The organism is Thermincola ferriacetica (assembly GCF_001263415.1).
Lineage (GTDB): Bacteria > Bacillota > Thermincolia > Thermincolales > Thermincolaceae > Thermincola > Thermincola ferriacetica.
In genome coordinates, this window is sequence record NZ_LGTE01000018.1 from 41790 (window position 1) to 60308 (window position 18519).

Annotated in this window: 17 protein-coding genes; all 17 read left to right on the plus strand. The window is 47.2% G+C overall.

What is annotated here, in order from left to right:
- The first annotated feature begins 35 nt into the window (after nt 1-35).
- The 17 genes from hpt to nikC all read left to right on the plus strand — a co-directional run bounded on the left by hpt (nt 36) and on the right by nikC (nt 18294).
- Entirely contained in the window at nt 36-575 is a 540-nt protein-coding gene (gene hpt / locus Tfer_RS11345) for a hypoxanthine phosphoribosyltransferase (protein ID WP_052218509.1), read from the plus strand.
- A gap of 17 nt (nt 576-592) precedes the next feature.
- A complete protein-coding gene (gene guaA, locus Tfer_RS11350; RefSeq protein WP_052218510.1) occupies nt 593-2134 on the plus strand; it encodes a glutamine-hydrolyzing GMP synthase in 1542 nt (513 codons plus the stop codon).
- Nucleotides 2135-2291: 157 nt separating this feature from the next.
- Nucleotides 2292-2750: a hypothetical protein gene (locus Tfer_RS11355; protein ID WP_052218511.1), complete on the plus strand. Its 459-nt coding sequence runs from the start codon at nt 2292-2294 to the stop codon at nt 2748-2750.
- 101 nt (nt 2751-2851) lie between these two features.
- Nucleotides 2852-4183 (plus strand): TIGR04013 family B12-binding domain/radical SAM domain-containing protein, encoded by a 1332-nt coding sequence (locus Tfer_RS11360; protein WP_083436921.1) that lies wholly within the window; start codon nt 2852-2854, stop codon nt 4181-4183.
- Between the two features lie 530 nt (nt 4184-4713).
- Nucleotides 4714-5043: a winged helix-turn-helix domain-containing protein gene (locus Tfer_RS11370; RefSeq protein WP_052218513.1), complete on the plus strand. Its 330-nt coding sequence runs from the start codon at nt 4714-4716 to the stop codon at nt 5041-5043.
- A 104-nt stretch (nt 5044-5147) separates the two neighbouring features.
- Nucleotides 5148-6062, plus strand: a complete 915-nt coding sequence (locus Tfer_RS11375) for an ABC transporter substrate-binding protein (protein WP_052218514.1) — start codon at nt 5148-5150, stop codon at nt 6060-6062.
- 3 nt (nt 6063-6065) lie between these two features.
- Nucleotides 6066-6764 (plus strand): ABC transporter permease, encoded by a 699-nt coding sequence (locus Tfer_RS11380; RefSeq protein WP_013119681.1) that lies wholly within the window; start codon nt 6066-6068, stop codon nt 6762-6764.
- The gene (locus tag Tfer_RS16595) at nt 6761-7873 is read left to right on the plus strand and encodes an ABC transporter ATP-binding protein (protein WP_083436922.1); all 1113 of its coding nucleotides are present in this window, start codon (nt 6761-6763) and stop codon (nt 7871-7873) included. The genes Tfer_RS11380 and Tfer_RS16595 overlap by 4 nt, the downstream gene beginning before the upstream one ends.
- Nucleotides 7874-8013: 140 nt before the next feature.
- Nucleotides 8014-9513 carry a serine/threonine protein kinase gene (locus Tfer_RS11390; RefSeq protein ID WP_083436923.1) on the plus strand — a complete coding sequence of 500 codons (1500 nt, stop codon included), beginning with the start codon at nt 8014-8016 and terminating at the stop codon, nt 9511-9513.
- Between the two features lie 117 nt (nt 9514-9630).
- A complete protein-coding gene (locus tag Tfer_RS11395) occupies nt 9631-10218 on the plus strand; it encodes a DUF6305 family protein (protein ID WP_052218516.1) in 588 nt (195 codons plus the stop codon).
- Nucleotides 10219-10226: 8 nt separating this feature from the next.
- Entirely contained in the window at nt 10227-11603 is a 1377-nt protein-coding gene (locus tag Tfer_RS11400; RefSeq protein WP_052218517.1) for a HAMP domain-containing sensor histidine kinase, read from the plus strand.
- The gene (locus Tfer_RS11405; RefSeq protein WP_013119686.1) at nt 11584-12198 is read left to right on the plus strand and encodes a response regulator; all 615 of its coding nucleotides are present in this window, start codon (nt 11584-11586) and stop codon (nt 12196-12198) included. The genes Tfer_RS11400 and Tfer_RS11405 overlap by 20 nt, the downstream gene beginning before the upstream one ends.
- 362 nt (nt 12199-12560) lie before the next feature.
- Complete coding sequence (locus tag Tfer_RS11410; RefSeq protein WP_052218518.1) at nt 12561-13547, plus strand: ABC transporter ATP-binding protein; 987 nt, start codon at nt 12561-12563, stop codon at nt 13545-13547.
- Entirely contained in the window at nt 13547-14512 is a 966-nt protein-coding gene (locus Tfer_RS11415) for an ABC transporter ATP-binding protein (protein WP_052218519.1), read from the plus strand. Before Tfer_RS11410 ends, Tfer_RS11415 begins: the two co-directional genes overlap by 1 nt.
- Nucleotides 14513-14597: 85 nt before the next feature.
- Nucleotides 14598-16217: an ABC transporter substrate-binding protein gene (locus Tfer_RS11420; RefSeq protein ID WP_083436924.1), complete on the plus strand. Its 1620-nt coding sequence runs from the start codon at nt 14598-14600 to the stop codon at nt 16215-16217.
- 147 nt (nt 16218-16364) lie between these two features.
- Complete coding sequence (locus Tfer_RS11425) at nt 16365-17369, plus strand: ABC transporter permease (protein WP_052218520.1); 1005 nt, start codon at nt 16365-16367, stop codon at nt 17367-17369.
- A 13-nt stretch (nt 17370-17382) separates the two neighbouring features.
- Complete coding sequence (gene nikC, locus Tfer_RS11430) at nt 17383-18294, plus strand: nickel transporter permease (protein ID WP_200901029.1); 912 nt, start codon at nt 17383-17385, stop codon at nt 18292-18294.
- Nucleotides 18295-18519: the final 225 nt, after the last annotated feature.

The following is an 18519-nucleotide window of genomic DNA, read 5'->3' on the forward strand; positions in this document are numbered from 1 at the left end:
TTACGCGGATATGGTAGATACGAAGGGGGATCGGTATGCAACAGGACTTGAAAAATTGTCTGGTAGGAGCAAATGAAATCAAAGCTAAAGTGAAGAAACTGGGAGAGCAAATTTCTAGAGACTATGCAGGCAAAGACTTGTTGGTAATTGGCATTCTTAAAGGCGCCGTAATTTTTATGGCTGACCTGATTCGGGAAATTACGATTCCTATTAATATAGACTTCATGGCTGTATCAAGTTATGGCGCGACAACAGAGTCTTCCGGGGTCGTCAGGATTCTTAAGGATTTGGACCAGAGCGTGGAAAACAAACACGTTTTAATCGTGGAAGATATTATCGATTCCGGGCTTACTTTAAAGTATCTGGTGGAGATACTGAAATCCAGGGGCCCCGCATCGGTAAAAGTATGCACTTTATTGGATAAACCTGACCGCAGAAAGACTGAGGTGCACGTGGATTATAACGGATTTGTCATTCCCGATGAGTTTGTAGTTGGTTACGGCCTGGATTATGATGAAAAATACAGGCATTTGCAGGAAATATATGTTTTGAAGGAAGAAATTTACCACAGTTAGGAGGACATCATCAGCTCATGTTGGAACAGAAGGAAATGGTCATTGTTCTGGATTTTGGCGGGCAGTATACCCAGTTAATTGCCCGGAGAATTAGGGAGTGTCACGTTTACTGCGAAATCCTGCCCTATTCCACTCCTGTTGCCAGGTTAAAAGCCATTAATCCGAAAGGTATTGTTTTTTCCGGCGGGCCTTCCAGTGTTTATGCGGAAAATGCGCCCGTTTGCGACAAAGAAATTTTTGCAGCAGGTATTCCTATCTTGGGTATTTGTTATGGTATGCAGTTGATGGCCCAGATGCTCGGTGGCAACGTAAGCCGGGCCGATAATCGGGAATACGGGAAAACATTGTTACAGGTCTTAGATGCTGACAGCCCGCTGTTTAAAGGGTTGCCTGAAACACTTCAGGTCTGGATGAGCCATGGCGATTTTGTTGCTGCTCCGCCACCAGGTTTCAAGTCTATCGCCCGGACGGAAAACACTCCTGTGGCAGCCCTTGGCAATGATGAGAAGAAACTTTATGGCGTCCAGTTTCACCCGGAAGTGGTACATACCCCCCAGGGGCAGAGAATGCTGGAGTTTTTCCTGTTGGACGTTTGCCAGTGCCACGCTGATTGGACCATGGAATCCTTTGTCGAACAGGCTGTGCGGGAAGTAAAGGAAAAAGTAGGCGATAAGAAGGTTCTCTGCGCATTAAGTGGCGGGGTTGATTCATCTGTGGCTGCCGCCCTTGTGCATAAAGCCGTTGGGGACCAGTTAACATGTGTGTTTGTCGATCACGGCCTCTTACGAAAAGATGAGGCTCGGCAGGTTATACAAACCTTTCGGGACCAGTTCCATATAAACCTGGTCGCTGTTGATGCTTCGGCAAGGTTCCTCAACAAACTTAAAGGAGTTACCGACCCGGAGCAAAAAAGGAAGATTATCGGGAACGAATTCATCCGTGTTTTTGAAGAAGAAGCCCGTAAACTGGGGGAAATAGATTTTCTTGTGCAAGGCACTTTATATCCTGATGTTGTAGAAAGTGGTACCGATACGGCGGCAGTGATCAAATCCCACCACAACGTGGGTGGCCTGCCGGAGGACATGAAATTTGACCTGGTTGAACCTTTACGGTGGCTTTTCAAAGATGAGGTGCGACAGGTCGGCGAACAGTTGGGATTACCGGAGCGCATCGTCTGGCGCCAGCCTTTCCCCGGCCCCGGCCTGGCCATACGCATCTTGGGTGAGATCACTGAAGAAAAGCTCAACATATTGCGGGAGGCAGATGCTATTTTACACGAAGAAATAATTAAAGCTGGGTTATACCGGGAGATCTGGCAGTTTTTTGCTGTTCTTCCTTCAATGCGCAGCGTCGGTGTCATGGGTGATGAGCGTACTTACAGTTATACTTGCGTTATCCGTGCCGTAACCAGCCACGACGGTATGACTGCCGACTGGGCCAGGATTCCCTACGATGTGCTGGAAAGCATTTCTTCAAGGATAGTCAACGAAGTCAAGGACATTAACCGTGTCGTTTATGACATCACCTCCAAGCCCCCGGCCACTATTGAGTGGGAGTAACCGGACCGGTAATTGCCGATATCTGTTAAGCAGACCCTACGGGTCTGTTTTTTGTGTTTGTTCGGTAATACAAATATTTTGAAATTGCAGGCATAATGACCATATGAAAAACCATATAATAAAATTATTACATTTGCGGTTTAGGAGAATATTCGGGATGTTCAAAGTTCAGGCAATCAATGACAGGCTGGTAAGTGGAGTAATCGCAGGTATGGCAGGTGCCCTTGCGCAAAACCTGTATGCCCTGGTTGCAAAGTTACTTGGCCTTACGGACATAATTTACGTAGATATAGCGGCTGCGGTGCTTTTTCACCGGAACTACCCTGGTTGGGTGGCTTCCGTGGTTGGTTTGGCCGGGCATCTGGTCGTAGACAGTTTTTGGGGATTCTGCTATGCCTTGATCATCGAGGCCGGTTCCAGCCGCTATCTTTATTTCAAAGGTGCTGTGTTTGGCATGGCGATATGGTTCCTGATCAGAGTAATAGGTGTACAGGTGCTTGAATTACCTGTTTTTACAGGCACTTCACCTGTTGATGCGCTGGTCTATTTTTTCGGTGGGATTCTGTTTGGTTTAACGATTTCTTATGTGCTCAGGTTATTGCAGGCGTCCCACTGATTATCATTGCCAAAATGTCTTTTGATACCGTTTAGAAGTGTAGAATAGCAATAAACGGCAAGGTAAGAAAAACTTATTTAAAGAAGGAATTTAACTGAGGTTTGACGAATTGGACCGGAGACAGACAAAACCAGGTACTGGGATTGGTTAAATTGAATTCTGATATGGCATTGGTTTTTTATTACCCAAAACCAAACAGATACAGTATCAATACATTAGCGGGCGCCATCGAAGAAACCCCGGAATTCGGCGAATTATCCATGTACTTTGTAGAATCGGAAAGGGATTTATTCACCGGTTTAAAAACGATTACCGGGAAGCATCGCAAAGTTGTGGTCGGGTTGTCCTTTTTTACTCCCCAGCTTTGGGAAACAGCGGCTCTTATTAGCAGACTAAAAAAAGAATATGGAAACGCTATTTTTTTAATTGCCGGTGGTCCTCATCCGACAGGCGACCCGGAAGGAACTTTGGGTTTGGGCGTAGATGTTGTTGTCAGGGGCGAAGGGGAAGAAACCCTGGTAGAACTTCTGGGTAAGTTTGGCCGAGAGGAGGATTATACCAGTGTTAAAGGCATTGTTTACATGGAGAAGCGGGGGGGAATCAGGTTTACCGGGCTGAGAAGACCTGTGAATCTGAATAAGTATCCCCCTTTTACCATAAAACACAGGTTGTTTTCCCCTATTGAAATTACCAGGGGCTGCCCATATCTATGTTCTTTTTGCCAAACAGGACATATTTTCGGCCCTCAGCCCAGGCACAGAAGCATAGAAAATATTTTGGGTTACGTTCGTCTTTTGACAGAACGGGGGCTTACCGACATAAAGTTCATTACGCCCAATGCTTTTTCCTACGGGTCACCCGACGGCAAAACTATTAATGTTAATAAACTGGAAGCTTTGCTTAGGGGAGTCAGAGCCATAATAGGGAACAGGGGCCGTATTTTTATGGGCTCCTTTCCTTCGGAAGTAAGGCCCGAACATGTCACGGAAGAAACGGTCAACCTTGTTCGGAAGTATGCCAATAACGATAACCTGATCATCGGAGCGCAGTCAGGAAGCCAGCGGATATTGGACCTGTGCCACAGAGGTCATAAAGTCGAGGATATTTTCCGGGCGGTTGATATTACTGTCCGGGCCGGGTTAGTGGCCAACGTTGATTTTATTTTCGGCCTGCCGGGCGAAGAACCGGCGGATGTAAAACAGACTATACAGGTGATAAAAGAGTTGGTGGAACGAGGAGCCAGGGTGCATGCCCATACCTTTATGCCCCTGCCCCAGACTGCCTTTGCTAAGAAGCCTGCGGGGCGTATAAGTAAAGAGTTGGAAAATCTAATCAACATCCTCAACGCAAGCCATAAGGTTTACGGGCATTGGCGGGAACAGGAGAAGCTGGCTGAGAAAATAGCCCGGTATTTAACCGGGGGTTGCCTCTAAACGCTGGAATGGCAAACTGCTATACCGGTGAAGCAACCGTTGCCCTATTTAGGGATGCCGCTGCACCGGTGAAACAACCGTTGCTCCGAGGCTACGGGCGGAGACAGTGTATACTCCGTTCGGTTGAAATTGCCGGACCCGGCCAAATCGTCATCCGTGACTCATGGCCGGGTTTCCGGCGTCCGTGCCGGAAACGGCAATTTCAAGTCCTCACTGTCGTTAACACTGTCTATTCGCCCTCCGCCAAGTCGCAACTTATTGTTTCACCGGACAGCGGCTATGTACTCAAGGAAGAAGGTTATTTCACGGGACAGCGGCCTCTTCCCCCCTCTTACTCAAGGAAGGGTAGCTGGGACACCCCACCCACCCTTCCGTGGTTGAAGGAAGGCGTGGCCTCGGAGCAACAGTTGTTTTAGCTTCATAGCGGGTATTTGCCTGACAAGGTTATGCAGGTTAAATTTTGATAAAATAGAGGAATTTTTTCTTTCCTGTCGTATTAGAATTAGAGTGAATAGCTGGAGGCGCCAACCATGAATTTTCACTTTAAAGTTTGGCTGGAAAAAGACGGACAACCGGTAATCGGTGATGGATTGTACTATCTTTTAAAGAAAATAGAGCAGTATGGATCCATCAAAAAAGCTGCCGAAAGCTTAACGATGTCTTACCGGCAGGCTTGGGGAAACATTAAAAAAGCTGAAAGCCGGCTGGGGACAACACTTTTGATAAAACAGGTTGGAGGTGAAGCGGGAGGAGGGGCCAGACTGACGCTGGAAGCAAAGGAATTAATGAAGCAGTATGGGAATTTCCGGCGTGAAGTTGAGGCCTGTGTACAAAAAACATTTGAGAAGCATTTCAAATAATTTTTTGGGGTCGTTATGCTTAAATAAACATAATGCCGCTTTAAAGCAAATTTGTTAGATTAATTTTTTGGTTGTGAAGCTTAAATTTTCAAGGAGGTAGGAAAATGTTCAAAAACACCAGACTTTGGGCTATAATGTTGATTGTAGCAATGTTGGGGATGATATTTGCCGGATGTGCAAAAACTACGGAGAAGCCCCCGCTTGAACCCAAACAAGAACAGCAGTCACAACAACCTAAGGAAAAAAAGCCGGCAAACAAAGAAGTTATTCTGGCCACTACAACAAGTACTGTTGACAGCGGTTTACTTGATGTTTTAAAACCTGAGTTCGAAAAGGAAACAGGATATAATTTGACTGTTGTATCCGTAGGCAGCGGGGCGGCCATAAAAATGGCTGAAAAGGGAGAAGCCGACGCTTTGCTGGTGCATTCCCCCAAAGACGAAGAGCGGATAGTGGATGCAGGAATAGTTATTGGCCGTCAACTGGTTATGCACAACGATTTTGTCATCATCGGGCCGCCCAATGACCCGGCCGGGATTAAGGGTAAGCCATCGGTAGAGGCATTTAAATTAATAGCGCGGAAAAAATGTTTATTCCTATCCAGGGGAGATGAATCAGGCACCCATAAGAAAGAACTCAGCATTTGGAAACAGGCGGGGATTACGCCTGCTGGCGCCTGGTACCAGCAAACAGGCACAGGCATGGGCCAAACCATTGGTGTGGCTGCTGAAAAGAACGGTTATACCTTGTCTGACCGGGCAACTTACTTGGCACAAAAGAAAAATAACGGTTTGCAAATCCTCTCCGAGGGTGACAAGGCTCTTTTAAATATCTATCATGTAATGCAGGTAAATCCGAAAAAATTTAGTAAAGTCAATGCTGAAGGCGGGAAAGCATTCGTAGATTTCATGTTGTCGGAAAAAACTCAGGCCCTGATCAAAAACTTTGGGGTAGATAAATTTGGCCAGCCTTTATTTGTACCTGATGCCGGTAAAAAAGAAGAGCAGTTAGGGAGGTAATCGATGGAACTTATATGGCAGGGGGTTGTTCAGGCTGTTAAACTTTTGCTGGCCGGGGACCCGGAAGTAATGAGAATAACCTTATTAACGTTGAAAGTTTCGGGATCGGCTACACTTATCAGCCTGTGCCTGGGGATACCTTGCGGTGCTCTTTTGGCCCTAACCAGGTTTCCGGGACGGAAGTTTGTTATCAGTTTGGTCAATACCGGCATGGGCCTACCCCCGGTAGTGGTAGGCCTTTGGGTAAGTATCCTGTTGTGGCGGTATGGGCCGCTGGGGTTCTTTCACCTGATGTATACCCCTGCCGCCATGGTGATAGCCCAGTCTGTTATTGCTACTCCTATCATAACCGGCATCTCCGTGGCAGCCTTTCAACAGGTGGATGGGAAGCTGAAAATGCAGATTATGGCTTTGGGGGCTTCTCGGTGGCAGACAGTTTTACTCCTGGTCCGTGAAGTGAGGCTCCCCTTGTTAGCGGCTGTAATGGCCGGTTTTGGCGGTGTGATTTCGGAAATAGGAGCTTCCATGATGGTGGGTGGTAATGTTTTGGGGCGCACCAGGGTTCTTACTACAGCTACGGTGATGGAAGTATCCAAGGGGAATTTTGACGTGGCTATAGCGTTAAGTATTATTCTGATGGTCCTGGCATACGGGGTCACACTTGTTTTCACTTTACTGCAGCAGCGGGGGGCTCGGTTATGAAACAGGACGTTGTATTAGCAGTGGACAATCTGTCTGTAGTGAAAGGGGGAAGGGAAATCCTCAGCATTTCCCGGCTGACCTGGCACAAAGGAGAGTTTACGGCTATTACCGGCCCGAACGGAGCGGGTAAAAGCACTTTGTTAAAAGCTCTGGCTTTCCTCGAACCGTCCAGGGGTCGGTTTTTTTTTAACGGAGAACATATTGCGGGGAGTGATAAAATACTCCGGGCCAGGCGTCGGATGGCTATGGTGTTTCAGGATCCTCTCCTGCTGCGGGGGACGGCTATGGAAAATGTGGCAATAGGTTTGAAAATAAGGGGAGTCCGCGGCAGGCAAAGGAGGCAACAAGCCCGGTACTGGCTGGACAAACTCAACATAGCTCATTTAGCGGACCGGGATGTACGCACTCTCTCCGGGGGAGAGGCGCAACGGGTCAGTATAGCCAGGGCCATGGCTCTGGAACCGGATGTGCTGTTTCTTGACGAGCCTTTTACGTACCTGGATATGCCCACTAAAGCAGCGCTTATCAGTGAATTGAAGGATCTATTGACGGAGACAGGAACTACAACTCTTATGGTAAGCCATGACCTTACTGATATGCCTTTTTTGGCTGACAGGATAATTGTTATGATGGATGGCAGCGTCAAGCAGGTCGGCCCTGTTGAAGAGGTACTGGTCCGCCCCAAAAGTAGGCAGGTCGCCGAATTCCTGGGGGTAGAAAACATTTGGCCGGGCTTTTTGCGGCAAGGCGCAGATGGAAATTGGTTGTTCAGCATTGAAAAAACAAACTGTGTATTAACAGCAGAACGGGGCAAGGGGCAGAATCTGACGGGACCGGAGGTTTTAACAGCGGCCTGTATAAGGCCGGAGTATGTTTTAACATGTCCTGAAGCAAGCATTGAGCTTAATGCACCGAATGTGTTTCGGGGAGTAATCAGGGCGGTATTTCCTCTTGGCTATTATTACCGGTTTAAAATTGATGTTGGGTTTAACCTGTCTGCTTTGGCTTCGGTAACACAGTTTCCCAAATTGCCGCGGCAGGGGGATACAGTTTCAGTTTTCCTGCCGCCGGAAAAAATCCATATTTTTGACCCTGTAGTTGCAAACTAATAGTCAGTGATTTGGGCTATTCTGCTTTTACCGGTGGTCAGCGGGTTAGAAAAAGGAAAGGAAAAAAGAGGAAAGTAATACCCGGATGTCGAAAGTAATAGTCGGAAAATTAAGAAAAAACGACGGGAATAGGTGCAGTGATGTTGAAAATTGGTGATTTATTAGAAGGGAAGTACCAAATTATAAGGTTACTGGGGCGGGGCGCTTGGGGCTCTGTTTATCTCGCGGAGCATTTAAAATTGGGCAATTATTGGGCTGTGAAGGAAATCGATTTACGCAAGGATACACGGGTTAACCTGCTGGCGGAACCGGAAATTCTTAAAAAGCTCAACCACCGGAGTTTGCCCAGAATTATTGATATAATAAGCTTTAATAATTGTATTTATATAATTGAAGACTATTTTGAAGGCACGAGCCTGAAAGAACTTATTGGGGACCGGAAATTTTGTACGGAAGAAAACGTTATAGCCTGGGCCAAACAGCTTTGCGAGATACTGATTTATCTGCACGGTTTTAATCCGCCGATAATTTATAGGGATATGAAACCGGGCAATATTATAATAGATAGCGAAGGCAATGCCAGGTTGATTGACTTTGGCATCGCCCGGGAATATAAACAGGGGCAGGCCAGTGACAGTACTTTTATAGGTACAAGGGGATATGCCGCGCCAGAACAGTTTTCTTTAGGATGCCAGTCTGATGAAAGAACCGACATTTACGGATTGGGAGCTACCTTATATCATGTACTAACGGGTTCCAGCCCCAACGAACCTCCTTATGAAATGGTACCTGTTCGCCGTTTAAACCGGTTACTGTCGAAGGATATAGAACGAATAATTCAGAAGTGTGTGCAGAATGATCCCGCCATGCGTTATCAAAGCGCCGTTGAATTGTTGGAGGATCTGAATAAAATCAGTAGCCGGCAGAGCAATCCCTTGAATAGTCTGTTCAGGGGTTTTGCGGGGCAATTTAATGCCCGGGCCAGGCGGGAAATAATAGTGGAAAAACCCTTCGGCACAGTTGTTATTGCCGTTGGTGGAACTAACCGGGGAGTGGGATGTACCCATACGGCCATTTCCATTTCTGCTTTTCTGGCCCAAATGAAGTACACAGTGGCTGCAGTTGAACTTAACGATAACCCGGTGTTTTTTACTTTGCAGGAAAAGGATACTGAGGGAGGCCTACTACCGGGTGCCTTCAGAATTACCGGGGTAGATTTTTATAAAAGAAATATAGATTTGATTGAAGTTTTGCGGGCGGGTTATAATTATGTAGTGCTGGACCTCGGACAGCTAATAAGATATGAGAAACAGGGAGTCATGGTAAAACACTCCCGCTATGACGAGGTGGACAGGGCCGACCTGGCTGTTCTGGTGGCCGGTTCGGCTATCTGGCAGTTAAAAGACCTGGCCCCTTATCTTAAGGACTGCAGCTTGGTAACCTGGCGGTTATTATTTAAATTACCTGATGATACGCTTTTTGAAGAGTTAAAAAAGGAGCTGCCATGTAAGATTTACGCCAACCCTTGTGCGCCTGACCCCTTTAACTTCTGTGAGCAACGCAGGGAATTACTATCAAATATGCTTTCCGAAGTGCTACCCAAAGAAAAAAGGAAAAATCCCTTAGTTTTCTGGAGATAAAAGTTCAGGCCAAACCGATAGGCAGCGTATCCAATCTTTGTTAGTTGTTCAGGGCAGGAATCCTAACTATTTTGTTGAAAATTTAAAAAAGTATTACTTTTGGTAGAGGTCAGAGAAATGGCGAAACGGTTTGTTATTTACTTGTTGGCTGTACTAATTCTTGTAACGGCGGTGATGTCTTTTCAACAGAGTCGTCGAGTAAAATCTCTGCTGCCTCACCTGCCGGCGCCGATTGCGCGGGAAAAGGCTTTGGTAACTCCTGCGGGCCAGGGGCCGGAAGGATTAATAGCCGGAAAGCTTTGTGATGTGCTGAATATAAGTAACGATTTTATGTATTGGGCTGAACCGGGCGACCTGGAAGGCCACAATACCTTAATACTGGCCTTAGGATTCAGTAAACAGGGTCTATATTCCATGCATAAAACGGAAGAAGAGGAAATGGAACGGGTAAAAACTCTGGTGATGGCGGCCAATAAGAAGGATATACCGGTTATTTTGCTTCACCTGGGCGGTCAGGACCGCCGGGGAGCTGCAAATGATTCCTTGGCACGTATGATCGCCCCGTATCTGGATTATATTATTGTGACCCAGGATGGCGAAGGTGATAAATTTTTTACCGGTTTGGCGACAAAGTACCAAAAGCCTATTACTGTTGTTAGCGGTGTAAAAACAGCTAACGTGCCTTTGAATTCTGCCTTTAGGTAGGAGGACAAATGGGTAAGAGCTTAAACAAAAAGACAGTATATTCCGTGTTAGCGCTGGTACTGGCAGGCATTAGCGCCTATCATGGAGTTTACCGGATGGAATCGCTGCAATTTATCGGGGCGCTTGTTGAGGATGCTATAGTCAAAAAAGATAACGGTTTGTTGGTATTGGCATCCTTTGAACTCGTAATAGTGGACACATTGTGGCTCATGCCGGGTATTTTAAGCGGTTTTTTGCTGGTTGATCTATGGCGCAAATACCTTTTGCGCCAGTGGTGGGTTAATTACTTACTGGTTGTTCCCTGGGTGCTGGCGATTCATTATATATTGGCGGTTCAGAAAGCCAGCTACAGTTTGGTTGGTATGCTGGTAATTGTTTTGCTGTCTATTTTGGCCGTAATTGAAATGGGTGAACTGAGGGAAAATTTCGGTCCCGTGGTACTGGTGGCTTTTGGACTCACTATGGCTGTGAACTGGCTAAATGTTGTACCGCTGGTGTCTTCTGTCCCCATAAGCCGTGGCGACCTTGACGTGGGCATTAAACTGGGGGCCTCTTTTTTGGACGGCGAAGGAGTCCTTAACCTGGTTGGCCTGTTTTTCTCCTTATTCTTTTTCTTTACCAGCATCATTTCAACTTTGCTGGTTTCTGTATATTTGAGGCGTATCTCTCTTATGGAAGAAAACCGGGTCAAGGAAATACAGTTACAGGAGTTGGAGATGCAGGCGCGTCAGGCCAGGGTACTGCAGGAAATGCATACTTTGGTGCACGATCTGAAGACTCCTCTGATGACCATCCGTGGTCTGAACTCCCTGGTAGAAATGAGCGCTAACTCCGAAAAAACCAAAGAATACTGTCAGCGTATTGACGGCGCTGTGGATAAAGTAAATGCCATGATTTCGGAGATTCTTTACGACGAGGTACGCAAAGATATCACGCCTGCGGACCTGATCCAATATGTCCGGGCCCATGTGCTGGTAAAGAAAATGGGCCAGGAAGTTGTATTTGACATTGCGGCGGACCTGCCCAAGTTGAAAATAAACGTCATCAGGATGAGCCGGGTGTTGATAAATCTGATCGAAAATGCCTTCGCGGCTACCACCGGGGTTAAGAATGCCAAGATAATTATTAAGGTTTATAAAGAAGGGGACTGGGTGATTTTCGAAATTATAGATAACGGCCGGGGAATAGCGAAAGAGGACCTGGAAAAGGTCTGGAGTTGGGGATACAGTACAAAAGGCAACTCGAGCGGTTTGGGGCTGGCCTTTGTCAAACAGATCGTGGAAAACCACCAGGGGAAAGTGGCTTTGGAACGTATACCGGAAGGTGGGACCAAGGTTACTGTTAAGCTAAAGGGGGTTAGTCCTGATGAGGATTCTGGTAATTGATGATAATGAGGATATCCGGTTTACTATTAGCGAAATTTGTGAATTTGCCGGGTGGACGCCGGTTTTGGCCGCCAATGGTTTCGAGGGTGTTGAATTGTTTAAAACGGAAAAACCTAACTTGGTACTGGTGGATTACCACATGCCCATGCTGGACGGCATGGAAACCGTAGAACAGATCAGGAAACTTGACAGCAATTATGTCCCCATTATCGTATTAACGGTGGATGAAAGGCAGGAAGTTGCTGACGAATTTTTGGCCCTGGGAGCAACGGATTTCGCTTTAAAACCGATTAAAGCTCCGGATTTAATTGCCCGGATAAAGGTTAACCTGAGAATTGCTCAATTAATGAAATTGGAATCAGAATATGCCGAAGATACTGCGAAAGGAATTAGTGGAGCTACCCAGCGTCTGATTACAGATTTTATGAAGGAAAAGGGCGAGCCCTTGACGATAGAGGAAATTACGGCGGGGGTGGGACTGGCGTACCAGACTGTACACCGTTACTTAATGAACATGGTTAAGGCCGGTAAGGTAATTAGTATTTGCGATTACGGAAAAGTAGGCCGGCCAAAAAACAGGTATAAACTTGTGTAGCTGCCGGTGGCCGCTAACATAACAGTGGTGATAATTTAATTTCGGTAAATATGATGGCGAACTGTTACAAAGCGTCTATTGGTCCGTGAACTTTGAATTGGGAGCGGGACCGACGGGCGTTTTTTGTTTTTAACCAAAGGACCTACGGCCTTTTTGGTCCTTCCTTTTGACCTGTGAGCACTGTAAAGTGCGGTCTTTTTGGACATGCCCGATCTACCCTTTTTTAAAGTTTTTAAGAGAAATATGAGAGAAAATAGGAAATCATTTTGAGATTAGGTAAAATTAATTTATCGGTGCCTGCAGATAGTAAGGTTTATGTAATTTGTACTTAATATTACAATGATTCGGGTGGAGGATATACAGTGGCGGAAACTTTATTAGCTGTTGAAGATTTAAAGACATATTTCTATACAGAAGCCGGTGTAGTGAAGGCCGTGGATGGGGTGAGTTTTACTCTGAAAAAGGGTGAAACCCTCGGGGTAGTGGGTGAATCGGGCTCCGGTAAATCCATTACGGCTATGTCTATTCTACAGCTTATCGCTTCACCGCCCGGGAGAATTGTGGGGGGCAAAATTATTTTCAACGGCGAGAATCTACTGGACAAAAGCCCTGAAGAGATAAGAAAAATCCGCGGCAACGAAATAGCCATGATTTTTCAGGATCCCATGACTTCATTGAACCCGGTACTTACTATCGGGGAACAGTTAATCGAAGTTATTATCCTGCATCAAAAACTGGACAAAAAGTCTGCTGCCAAGAAAGCTGTGGAAATGTTGAGCCTGGTAGGTATACCGGAAGCAGAGAAAAGGCTGAAGGCTTATCCGCATCAATTCAGTGGTGGTATGCGGCAGCGGGCCATGATTGCCATAGCTTTGTCCTGCAATCCGAAATTGTTGATTGCTGATGAACCAACCACCGCTTTGGATGTAACCATTCAGGCGCAGATACTGAAACTTATGAACGACCTAAAGGAAAGATTTCATACATCCATCATGATGATTACTCATGACCTGGGGGTTGTTGCGGAAATCTGTGATGATGTAGTGGTCATGTATGCCGGGCGGCCGGTGGAATATGCCGATGTCAATACCCTGTTTGAATCACCGCTGCATCCCTATACATGGGGGCTGTTGGCCTCACTGCCCAGGATTGATGACCGGGAGAAGAAACGTTTGGAACCTATAGAGGGGTTACCCCCTGACCTGGTGAATATGCCGCCCGGGTGTCCCTTTGCTCCCAGGTGCAAAAAGGCCATGGAGATATGCCGTGTGCAGAGGCCAGAGTACAGGGAGATTAAAAAGGGCCACCTGGTCGCTTGCCATCTATATTTGAACATGGGTGATCAATAATGGAAGCTTTGTTAAAGGTAAAGAATTTAAAAAAATATTTTCCTGTTACCAAAGGCGTAGTTTTTCACCGGAATGTGGCAATGCTAAAAGCTGTAGACGGCGTAAGTTTTGATGTTTTGAAAGGTGAAACCCTGGGCTTAGTAGGCGAAAGTGGTTGCGGCAAGAGTACTACCGGCAGGTGTATTCTCCGATTGATTGAACCTACTGACGGTGAAGTTTATTTTGAGGGGAAAGATATCAGGGCTCTTAACAATAAGGAAATGCGGCAAACCCGCAAAGATATGCAGATAGTTTTCCAGGACCCTTATGCTTCCTTGAACCCACGGATGAAGGTCCGGGACATTATAATGGAGCCTATTCTACTACACGGCATAGCCAGTGGGCGGGAAGCCAGGGACAGAGTAAACAAGCTTTTGGAAGTCGTTGGCCTGGCCAGTTACCATGGCGACCGTTATGCCCATGAGTTTAGCGGCGGGCAGCGACAGCGGATTGGTATTGCCCGGGCTTTGGCGTTGGAACCTAAGCTGGTAGTCTGTGATGAACCGGTTTCAGCTTTGGACGTAAGTATTCAGGCGCAGGTGATTAACCTGATGGAAGATCTTCAGAAAGAGTTTCACCTGACTTTTCTGTTCATTGCCCACGACCTGAGTGTAGTTCACCACATAAGCGATCGGGTAGCTGTAATGTATCTGGGCCGGATAGTTGAGATAGCCAATTACAAAGACCTGTACCAAAATCCGCTGCACCCTTATACAAAAGCGTTGCTGTCGGCCATACCTATTCCCAACCCCAGGGCGAAACGGGAGAAGATCGTGTTAAAAGGAGATGTGATCAGCCCTATTAACCCGCCTGCCGGCTGCAGTTTCCATACCCGCTGCCCGTTTGCAACCGACATGTGCAAGGAGGAAACGCCTGTTCTGGAGGAAAAAGAGACCGGACATCAAGTAGCTTGCCACCTGGTATAAGTTTTGCTGCTTCCGGCAAGGGGCAGTGAGGTTTACATACATAAAATAAGGTACCTTGATTAGTAAAAAAGGGGAGGCTGTATTTATGAAAAGGATGAAGAAAATTGTCACTTTGTTTCTGGCTCTGACCGTGGCCTTTGGCCTGGTTGGCTGTACCGGGGCAAAAAAGCAGGGAGAGAATAAGGGAGCTCCTGGCGGGAACAAAGAAAAGGTCTTTGTTTTCGGTAAAAGCGGGGATGCATCGGGACTTGACCCCATCAACGTTACTGACGGTGAGAGCCTGTATGTAACTCAGCAAATTTTTGACACTCTGCTGGACTACGAAGAAGATAGCACCGAGGTTAAGCCGGGTTTAGCCACGGAGTGGGAAAATTCAAGAGACGGTAAAGAGTGGACGTTGAAATTGCGGCAAGGTGTTAAATTTCACGATGGCACACCTTTTAATGCCGAGGCTGTGAAGTTTAACTTTGACCGCTGGCGTGACGAAAAGAACCCGTACCATAAAGGCGGGGATTTCAGCTACTATACTGCCATGTTCAGCGGATTTCCCGGGGTTATTAAGGATGTGATAGTCGTTGATGAATATACTGTTAAATTTGTTTTAACGAAGCCCATGGCTCCTTTCCTGGCCAACCTGGCCATGGCCACATTTGGCATTTCCAGCCCTGAGGCCATTAAGAAGTATGGTGAAGATTACTTTAAACATCCCGTCGGTACCGGGCCTTTCAAATTTGTGAAGTGGGAAAAAGACCAGCAGATTGTTGTGGAGAAAAACCCGGAATACTGGGGTGGGAAACCCAAGGTTGACAAGGTTGTCTTCAGGGTCATTCCTGACAACTCAGCCCGGTTCCTGGAGCTGAAGGCCGGCACTATTGACGCGATGATCGGCTTGAATCCTGATGATGTGGAAAATGTGAAGAACGACCCCAATTTGCAACTATTGCTGAGACCCAGTATGAATGTCGGCTACCTGGCCATAAACGTAGAGAAAAAACCCTTTGATAACTTGCAGGTACGCCAGGCTATCAACTATGCAATTAATAAAAAGGCTCTGATTGACGCCTTTTACGCCGGACTCGCCAAACCGGCGAAGAACCCGATGCCGCCTTCTCTGTGGGGCTATAATGACAAAGTAAAAGACTATGAATATGACCCGGCCAAGGCCAAGGCACTGTTGGCGGAAGCGGGTTATCCCAACGGTTTTAAGACTACTCTTTGGGCTATGCCGGTAGCGAGGGATTATATGCCGCAACCAAAGGAGATCGGTCAAGCCATTCAGCAGGATTTGGCCAAAGTCGGTATCGATGCCAAAATAGTTACTTATGACTGGACTACTTACATTGAGAAGGGGCAAAACGGCGAACACGACCTATACCTGTTTGGTTGGATCGGCGACAACGGCGACCCCGATAACTTCCTCTATTATTTGTTAGACAAGAGCAACACCGTTAAAGGTACTGCTGGCAACGTTTCTTTCTACAAGGGAGAAAAAGTTTCCGCTCTGCTGACTGAGGCGCAGAGAGAAACGGACCAGGCTAAACGGGCTAAACTTTATGAGGAAGCTCAAGAGCTGATTCACGAGGAGGCTCCATGGGTACCGCTGGTACATGCCACACCGCCTGTTGCTGCTAGAAAATCAATCACCGGTTGGGTACCTCATGCCACCGGCACTGAGTGCTTCATAAACATTGATAAGACAGAGTAGGTTTTAGGCACAAAGATATAAGAGCCGGGGTTTAAAGACTGGTAGCGGACATTAACCCCGGCTCGTCACTGGTTAAAATCTTGTTCCGGATTTTGTTGCGGAAGTCCCGAGGTTTGGCTCAGGGATTAAGGAGGGTAAGCCTTTTAAATGGGTAAATACATTGTGAAACGGCTGATTGGACTTATTCCGGTGGTAATTGGAGTTTCCATCTGCGCTTTCCTGTTGATTCATCTGATCCCGGGCGATCCGGCCAGGGCTATCCTGGGAGAGAGGGCAACAGAAGAGACCATGAATGCTTTGCGGGAGCAGTTGGGGTTAAACGACCCTTTATATGTTCAGTATGCCCGTTTTATGGGCAATGTCCTGCAGGGTGATTTCGGCCGTTCGGTTATTACCAATAACCCTGTTATAGAGGAATTTGCGCAGAGATTTCCGGCTACTCTGGAGTTGTCCCTGGCGGCCATGATAATTGCCGTAATTGTTGGGGTTCTGGCAGGGGTTATAAGCGCTGTAAAACAGTATTCCATATTCGATAACCTGAGTATGGTTGGCGCCCTTTTGGGGGTATCCTTGCCAATCTTCTGGCTGGGCCTGATGATGCAATGGTTGTTTGCTTTTAAACTGGGTCTTCTCGATGCCTCGGCCAGGCTAAGTGTGGATACACACTTGCAGACAATAACCAATCTCTATCTTTTGGACGCTATACTTACGGGCAACTGGCCGGCTTTTGTCGATGCTTTCAAGCATATTCTTATGCCGAGCCTTGCTTTGGCTACTATACCGATGGCCATTATCGCCAGGATGACCCGGTCCAGTATGCTGGAGGTCCTAAAACAGGATTATATCAGGACAGCCAGAGCCAAGGGCCTGAAAGAAAAGGTGGTTATCTTTAAACACGCATTAAAAAACGCTTTCTTGCCGGTTTTGACAGTAATGGGATTACAGTTCGGGTCACTGCTGGGAGGAGCGGTATTGACAGAGACAATCTTCTCGTGGCCCGGTGTGGGACGATTGATGTACGAAGCTATTATGCAAAGGGATTTTCCGGTTGTACAGAATGGTATCTTGATTATTGCGCTGATTTTTGTTTTGATAAACCTGTTGGTCGACATATTATATAGTTACGTTGATCCTCGTATCAGGACACATTAAGGGGGCTAGGACATTGAGCGGCAGTACAACTCTGGAAATAAAACGAAACAGACTACAGCCCCGCAATGGTAAAAGAGAAAGTAAAGGGTTATGGGGGGATGTATTCAAACGGCTTATCAGGAGCAAAAGTGCCCTGACAGGCCTGATTTTGGTGGCTGTTTTTCTGCTGGTGGCTTTGTGCGCCCCTTTAATTGCCCCTTATGATCCCATTACAGACAGTGACCTGGTGAAAAGGTTGGAAGCGCCAAGCAGCGAACACATTATGGGCCGCGACAGCCAGGGTAGGGATATTTTCAGCCGGATAATTTACGGTGCCCGGATTTCTGTACAGATAGGCGTAATTTCGGTGAGTTTTTCTCTGGTCCTGGGTGTAGTTTTAGGGGCCATTGCCGGTTTCTACGGCAAGTGGCTGGACGGTCTCATCATGCGGCTGATGGACATCCTACTCGCTTTTCCCAGTGTGCTTTTGGCAATAGCCATTACTGCCGTGCTGGGGCCGGAACTGCGAAACGCCATGATTGCCATCGGTGTGGTTTATACGCCGCACTTTGCCCGCATAGTGCGGTCAACAGTGCTGAGTGTCAAGACCACCGAATACATTGAAGCGGCGAGAGCCATAGGCTGCAGTGACCTGCGGATTATCCTACGGCACGTGCTGCCCAACTGTATGGCGCCGATTATTGTCCAGACTACGTTGAGTATAGGCACTGCCATTCTGGACGCCGCGGCATTGAGCTTCCTCGGACTGGGTGCCCAGCCGCCGACGCCGGAATGGGGAGCTATGCTCAGTGACGGGCGGAGTTATATTCAGAGAGCGCCCCATGTCATGATATTCCCGGGTATGGCGATAATGTTCGTGGTATTAGGGTTCAACCTCCTCGGCGATGGGCTGAGAGACGCCCTGGATCCCAGGTTAAAGAGATAAACAGCCGCTGTAACGGTGAAACCGGCCTATTGAAAGGGTAGGAGGGTGTCTCCGCTACCGGGGAGCTTGGTGCTGCAAACCCTGGCCGTTCAGGCAGCGTTCCCGAACTCGATGGCTCATATAGCATTTCTCAAAAGCTAGGCCGCCTCCCGTCCGGTCACTCAGCATATGTTGCGTGCCGCAGATAGGAAAAGGGGAGGTTAAATGATTCCTCCGCTCCGGGCG